Below are 6536 nucleotides of genomic sequence, written 5' to 3'. Positions count from 1 at the left end.
GGTTGACGTGCCTTTGGGGGTTGCTGCCGGTCACTGGATTTGCGGAGGGGGCGCTCAATCGCCGCGGTGGTAAGGATGCCCGCTGAGGATGGTGGTGGTGCGATAGAGCTGTTCGGCCAGCATGATGCGGACCAGCTGGTGGGGCCAGACCATGGGGGAAAAGGACAGGGTCAGGTCGGCTTTGGCGACAAAATCGGGGTGTAGCCCGTCGGCGCCTCCGATGACGAAGCTGGCGGCGGGGCGGCCGTCGTCGCGCCAGCGGCCGACGAGATTGGCAAAGGCTTCTGAGCCGATGGATTTGCCGCGTTCGTCGAGCGCCACGATGATGCCATCGGGGATGGCGGCGCTGAGCGCCTTGGCTTCGTCGGTCTTGCGGGAGGCGGCGGAGCCGGAACGGCTTTCGGTGAGTTCGATGACCTCGAACCCGGTCAGGCCCAGGGTGCGGCCCCCGGCGATGGCGCGATCGAGATAGCGCGCCACCAGTTCACGTTCCGGGCCGGCCTTCATGCGGCCGACCGCGGCAATCGCGATTTTCACAGGCTAAAGCCTCTGTCGATTTGACATGGCCAAATCGTCGGCTCTCGCTCTTGTCGCCGCAAGCCTGTTTGCGAAAAACCGGTGCCCACTTTTTCGCAGCTTGCTCTAATTCGCGTCTTCGGCAAATTCTGCCTGCCACATCTTTTCGATGTTGTAGAATTCGCGCACTTCGGGGCGGAAAACGTGGACGATGACATCGCCCGCATCGACCAGCACCCAATCGCAATGGGGCAGGCCTTCGATGCGTGGCTTGCCATAACCGGCTTCGCGCAGGGCTTTGACCAACTGGTCGGCCACGGCGCCAACGTGGCGCTGCGAACGGCCGGACGCGACGACCATATGGTCGCTGAGCGAGGATTTTCCGGTGATGTCGACAGCAATGATCTGCTCGGCCTTGGCATCGTCAAGGCTTTCGAGCACGACATCGATCATCGGGCGCACCGGGGTTGCGAGGGCCTGGTCCGACAGGTCGGGGGCGGAATTTTGGGGCATCTGGGCCATCATCAATGGCTTCCTGCCCACGCTAGAACAGCATGGGTCATGCTTTTGGGTAGCATCCTTGGTTGTTTATTCGAATGGGCGCGCGTCTTTGCAAACGACAAGCGATGTATTCCCGTTCCGGTGACTGCGATCACACAATGCCAATATGGCCTTTTATGGCGATTTTGGCAAGGCGGCCGCATTACCTGGTCGGTTCAGGGTTACGGCGGGCGCGGATGGCGGATGAGGACAGGCCCGATTGCAGCCCATGCAGATAGACCCAGGCGGGGGCCCTGAAGCCAGCGATTGAGGGCGCATCGTCTTCATCGACCCGGTATTGGGCCAAGGCCTGTGCCGTCCGCGACGATGGCGCCAGGCGCGATGAGCCGGGGCGGACATAGACCGCAATCGGCAGCAGATCGGCGATTTCGCGCCAGCGCTGCCAATGATGGAAGCCCACCATGTTATCGGCGCCCATGATCCAGACAAAGTTGCGGCCGGGCAGGGATTGCTTGAGATATTTGATGGTCTGCCAGGAATAGGTGAAGCCGTGGGCGGCTTCAAAGCCGGTGACCTTGATGCGCGGATCGTTCAGCACGTGTCGCGCGCCGGCGACGCGCTCGGCCAGGGGCGCCAGATCGGAACGGTCCTTGAGCGGATTGCCCGGGGTGACCATGACCCAGAGGGCATCGAGATCGAGCCGGCGCAGCGCCTGCTCGGCGACCAGCATGTGACCATCATGGGCCGGATTGAAGCTGCCGCCGAACAGCCCGATGCGCATGCCGCGCCCGGAAGACGGCAGTTCGGTGACGCCGGGAATGGTGTAGGGCGTGAAGCGCTGATTCAAGGACGCGTCTGCCCGTTGCCGGTGATGCGGTAATTGAAGCTGGTCAGCTGTTCGACCCCCACAGGGCCGCGCGCGTGCATCTTGCCGGTGGCGATGCCGATTTCGCCGCCGAAACCGAATTCGCCGCCGTCGGCGAACTGGGTAGAGGCATTGTGCAGCAGGATGGCGCTATCGATGCGGTTGAAGAATTTTTCCACCGAAGCGGGATCCTCGGTGATGATCGCTTCGGTATGGTGGCTGGAATATTTGCCGATATGGGCGATGGCCGCATCGACATCGTCGACGATTTTCACCGAAATGATGGCGTCCTCATATTCGGTGTGCCAATCCTGTTCGGTGGCAGGCCTGGCCTCGGCGATCAGGCGGGTGACGGTTTCGTCGCCGCGGATTTCGCAGCCCTTGGCGATCAGCGCATTGATAATGGGCTTGAGGTGCGTGCGGATCACATCCTGATGCACCAGCAGGGTTTCGGCGGCGCCACAGACGCCGGTGCGGCGCATCTTGGCGTTGAGGGTGACGTTGATGGCCATGTCGAGATCGGCGGTCTTGTCGATAAAGACATGCACGATGCCTTCGAGATGGGCAAACACCGGCACCCGCGCCTCGGCCTGCACGCGGGCCACCAGGGTCTTGCCGCCACGGGGGACGATGACGTCGATATTGCCATCGAGGCCCTTGAGCATTTCGCCCACCGCAGCGCGATCGGTGGTGGGGACGAGCTGGATGCAATCGGTATTGAGGCCGGCCAGATGCAGCCCGTCCCACAGGCATTCAACGATTGCCCGGGAGGAATGGAAACTGTCGGAACCGCCGCGCAGGATCACCGCATTGCCGGATTTGAGGCACAGCGCGCCGGCATCGGCGGTGACATTGGGGCGCGATTCAAAGATCACGCCGATGACGCCGAGCGGGGTGCGGACGCGTTTGATGTGCAGGCCATTGGGCCGGTCCCATTCAGCAATCACCTGACCGACCGGATCAGCCAGTTCGGCAATGGTGCGCAGGCCTTCGACGATGGCATCGATGCGCGCATCGGTGAGCTTGAGGCGATCAAGGAACGCGGTCGAAATGCCCTTGGTCTGCGCGGCTTCCATGTCCCTGGCGTTGGCGGCAAGAATTTCGGCGCGGCGGGCATTGATGACGGCGGCGGCGCCCATCAGGGCGCGGGTTTTCTGGTCCGGGTTAGCGGTCGCGAGTTCACCCGCCGCACGGCGCACATTGCGGCCGATTTCGGCCATGACTGCGGAAATATCGGCCTGTTCGTGCGCGTTCACAGCACTTCCCCCATCTTGCCCGATACCAATACCATATTGTCGCGATGCACCAATTCGGCGCGATTACCGGTGCCGAGGATTTCCAGCACCGTATCGCTGCGCTTGCCCTTGACCAATTGGGCTTCCTCGCTATCGAGGCCGACCAGGCCGCGCGCGATCTCGACGCCTTGCGGATCGAGAATAGCAATCGCATCGCCGCGATCGAACTCGCCTTTGACCCGGGTGACGCCGATCGGCAGCAGCGACTTGCCGGTGAGCAGCGCACGGGCCGCCCCGGCATCGACCTGCAGGCTGCCGGCGACACCGAGCGAGCCCATGATCCAGCGTTTTCGCGCCTGCGCCCGCGACTGAGCGGGGTGGAACAGGGTGTGGCGGGCGCCTTCGGTCAAGGCCTTGAGCGGATGGTCTTCGGTGCCCTTGGCAATGATCATCGCCGTGCCGGCTTGCGTGGCGATCTTGCCGGCCTCGACCTTGGTGGTCATGCCGCCGCGCGACAGATGGCTGGCGGCGCCGCCGGCCATGGCTTCAATGGCGGGGGTGATGGCGGGGATGATCGGCAGGTGCGTGGCGGTGGGGTCCTTGGCGGGCGGAGCGGTGTACAGCCCATCGACATCGGAAAGCAGCACCAGGCAATCGGCCTCGATCATGGTGGCAACGCGGGCCGACAGGCGGTCATTGTCGCCATAGCGGATTTCGGCGGTGGCGACGCTGTCGTTCTCGTTGATAATCGGCACCGCGCCCAGCGACAGCAGGGTGGCGATGGTAGTGCGGGCGTTGAGATAATAGCGCCGCTCTTCGGTGATATTGGGGGTGATCAGGATCTGGCCGGTAACGATGTCATGCCCGCCCAAAGCCTGGGCCCAGGCCTGGCTCAAGGCAATTTGGCCGGCGCTGGCGGCGGCCTGGGATTGCTCCAGCGGCAAGGCAATGGCGTCGAGCTTGAGCAGCCGGCGGCCCAGCGAAATGGCCCCCGAGGAGACGATGACGATCTCAACGCCCAGCGCTTTCAGCGCCGCGATATCGGCCGACAGGCTCTTGAGCCAGGCCGAGCGCAATTTCCCAGTCTTGCCGTCGACCAGCAAAGCCGAGCCGACCTTGATGGTCAGGCGCTTATAGGGGGCAAGGGCGTTGGTCATGGTTATCGCGCCACGAGGGAGGGTGGGAACCGATCCATCAGGGCGCCCAGTTGGGTTCGATCTTGCGGCGCGCGGCTTCGAGCTTGGCGGCCTTGGTAGCGTCGAGCGTATCGACGACGCCATAGAGCACCATGTCGACGCCCTTGCCGGTGACGCCGGACACGAGCAGCACATCCTGCTTGGAGACCTTTTTGAGGATCTTCAGCTTTTCCTTGATCTCGTCCGGATCGATGGCATCGATCTTGTTGAGCACCACCAGTTCGGGCTTTTGCCCGAGGCGCTCGTCATAGAGAGACAGCTCGTTGCGGATGGTCTGATAGGCGTGCTTGACGTCCGGTTCGGTGCCGTCGATCAGATGGATCAGCACGCCGCACCGCTCGATATGGCCCAGGAACCGGTCGCCAATGCCGGCGCCTTCGCTGGCCCCCTCGATCAGCCCGGGAATATCGGCCAGCACAAAATCGCGCTCACCGATCGAGACCACGCCCAGATTGGGATGCAGCGTCGTGAAGGGATAGGCGGCAATCTTGGGCTTGGCGGCCGAAACCGCCGCCAGGAACGTCGATTTGCCGGCATTGGGCAGGCCGACAAGGCCGGCGTCAGCGATCAGCTTGAGGCGCAGCCAGATCCACTTTTCCACCCCGACCTGGCCGGGATTGGCGTGGCGCGGGGCCTGGTTGGACGAGGTCTTGAAATGGGCATTGCCGAAGCCGCCATTGCCGCCCGAGAGCAGCACGACGCGCTGGCCAACTTCGGTCATGTCAGCGATCAGGGTTTCGTTATCGTCCTCAAACACCTGGGTGCCGACAGGAACGCGCAGGATGGAATCTTCGCCAGCCGCACCGGCGCGGTCCTTGCCCATGCCATGGGTGCCGATCTTGGCCTTGAAATGCTGCTGATAGCGATAATCGATCAGCGTATTGAGGCCATCGACGCATTCGACCACGATATCGCCGCCGCGTCCGCCATTGCCGCCGTTCGGCCCGCCGAATTCAACGAACTTTTCGCGCAGGAAGGATACGGCGCCGCCGCCGCCATCGCCCGAGCGGACGTAGATCTTGGCCTGATCGAGGAATTTCATTTGCTTCGTTCCATCCATGCGGCGCGGGTCAATATGGTGTCGATATGCTCCACCTCCCTGCCGCGCGCAAGGCAGAGGAGCATGGATTGTCCGGTTTGCGTAAAACCGAGCTTTTTTTGGATGGCCAAAGAGGCCTGATTGAAGGCGAAAACGCCGGAATAGAGCCGATCGGCTCCAGATGATTTGAAGAACCAGTCGGTCGCCGCCGTTACCGCCTCGGTCATCAGACCCTGGCCCCAGAAGGGCGCGCCCAGCCAATAGCCGATCACCGTGCCCAATTCGCCCGGATGAAAGCCGACATGGCCGGCATAGCCCTGGCCGGGCAGGTCGATGGCAAAATTGGCCTCGCCGGGCGGCACATGGTCGCGCAAAGTGCGCAGCCAGGCCCGCGCATCGCTGAGGCGATACGGAAACGGCACTCGCGCCAGATTGCCGGCGACGGCATAGTCGTTGAGATAGAGCGCGATGAATTCGGCGTCGGTATCGCGCGCCGGGCGCAGGGTGAAGCGGCGGGTTTTGAGGGTGGCGCTCATCGATCAGCCTGCCATGCAAAGACATGGATGGGCTGGCCGAGATGGCGCTCAATCACGCTGGCGGTAATTTCTGTGACCACAAAACCGGCCTTTTCCAGTACGCGCAGCGAGGCGCCATTGCTGGAGAGCGCGCGGGCATTGATGCGCGGGAACAAGCCGGTGACACGGGCCGCGTCGAGCAGGCCATTGGCGGCCTCGCACGCATAGCCGCGACCCCAGAAGGGCTCGCCGATCCAGTAGCCAAGCTCGGGGGACTTGCCGTCCTGAAACTTGAAGCTGACGACGCCGGTCAACTGGTCATCGCCATCGATGATGGCATAGGCCCGCAGCGCCGCGTCGGTGGCGGTGTGTTCGATAAAAAACCGCCCGTCCGCCTCGGTATAGGGGCTGGGGATCACGGCGGTGGTGGCACTGACCCTGGGATTGTCGAGCAGCGCCACCAATTGGTCCAGATCGGCCATCGACGGCGCGCGCAGCAGCAGTCGCTCGGTAGCGATGGTCTGGGGCAGGGCAGCTCTGGCGCTCTTGTCGGACATGATTGGCTCAAAGGAAAGAGGGGAACCGGTGACCGGTCCCCCTCTTGAAAACATGCGTCAGGACTACAAACGCTGATCCGGGGAACTGGTCTCCGGATGGGGTTTGCTGGAC

General features: G+C 63.1%; 8 protein-coding genes. All 8 read right to left on the bottom strand.

The window, feature by feature from the left end:
* Positions 1 to 54: 54 nt before the first annotated feature.
* On the bottom strand, positions 55 to 537 hold the full coding sequence (rlmH, locus tag ABIT12_RS04725) for a 23S rRNA (pseudouridine(1915)-N(3))-methyltransferase RlmH (protein WP_348040414.1): 483 nt from the start codon (positions 535 to 537) through the stop codon (positions 55 to 57).
* Positions 538 to 642: 105 nt separating this feature from the next.
* A complete protein-coding gene (rsfS, locus tag ABIT12_RS04720; RefSeq protein WP_348040426.1) occupies positions 643 to 969 on the bottom strand; it encodes a ribosome silencing factor in 327 nt (108 codons plus the stop codon).
* Between the two features lie 250 nt (positions 970 to 1219).
* Complete coding sequence (locus ABIT12_RS04715; RefSeq protein WP_348040412.1) at positions 1220 to 1864, bottom strand: nicotinate-nucleotide adenylyltransferase; 645 nt, start codon at positions 1862 to 1864, stop codon at positions 1220 to 1222.
* Entirely contained in the window at positions 1861 to 3102 is a 1242-nt protein-coding gene (locus ABIT12_RS04710; protein ID WP_348040424.1) for a glutamate-5-semialdehyde dehydrogenase, read from the bottom strand. Before ABIT12_RS04710 ends, ABIT12_RS04715 begins: the two co-directional genes overlap by 4 nt.
* Before the next feature lie 32 nt (positions 3103 to 3134).
* Positions 3135 to 4280, bottom strand: coding sequence for a glutamate 5-kinase (proB, locus tag ABIT12_RS04705; RefSeq protein WP_348040422.1), 1146 nt, complete (start codon positions 4278 to 4280; stop codon positions 3135 to 3137).
* A gap of 31 nt (positions 4281 to 4311) precedes the next feature.
* Positions 4312 to 5355, bottom strand: a complete 1044-nt coding sequence (gene obgE / locus ABIT12_RS04700; protein ID WP_348040410.1) for a GTPase ObgE — start codon at positions 5353 to 5355, stop codon at positions 4312 to 4314.
* Positions 5352 to 5888 (bottom strand): GNAT family N-acetyltransferase, encoded by a 537-nt coding sequence (locus ABIT12_RS04695; RefSeq protein ID WP_348040408.1) that lies wholly within the window; start codon positions 5886 to 5888, stop codon positions 5352 to 5354. The genes obgE and ABIT12_RS04695 overlap by 4 nt, the downstream gene beginning before the upstream one ends.
* Entirely contained in the window at positions 5885 to 6424 is a 540-nt protein-coding gene (locus ABIT12_RS04690; protein ID WP_348040406.1) for a GNAT family N-acetyltransferase, read from the bottom strand. The genes ABIT12_RS04695 and ABIT12_RS04690 overlap by 4 nt, the downstream gene beginning before the upstream one ends.
* Positions 6425 to 6536 lie beyond the last annotated feature (112 nt).

The sequence above is a fragment of the Devosia sp. genome, from assembly GCF_039927955.1.
Lineage (GTDB): Bacteria > Pseudomonadota > Alphaproteobacteria > Rhizobiales > Devosiaceae > Devosia.
The sequence above is the reverse complement of the archived record's forward strand: the minus strand, read 5'-3'. Positions and strand labels throughout refer to the sequence as shown.

What these genes read in the sequence shown, in the direction of transcription:
- rsfS (WP_348040426.1), bottom strand. Translation starts at nt 969, where the DNA reads ATGATCGATGTCGTGCTCGAAAGCCTTGACGATGCCAAGGCCGAGCAG.
- ABIT12_RS04710 (WP_348040424.1), bottom strand. Translation starts at nt 3,102, where the DNA reads ATGGCCGAAATCGGCCGCAATGTGCGCCGTGCGGCGGGTGAACTCGCG.
- obgE (WP_348040410.1), bottom strand. Translation starts at nt 5,355, where the DNA reads ATGAAATTCCTCGATCAGGCCAAGATCTACGTCCGCTCGGGCGATGGC.
- ABIT12_RS04695 (WP_348040408.1), bottom strand. Translation starts at nt 5,888, where the DNA reads ATGAGCGCCACCCTCAAAACCCGCCGCTTCACCCTGCGCCCGGCGCGC.
- ABIT12_RS04690 (WP_348040406.1), bottom strand. Translation starts at nt 6,424, where the DNA reads ATGTCCGACAAGAGCGCCAGAGCTGCCCTGCCCCAGACCATCGCTACC.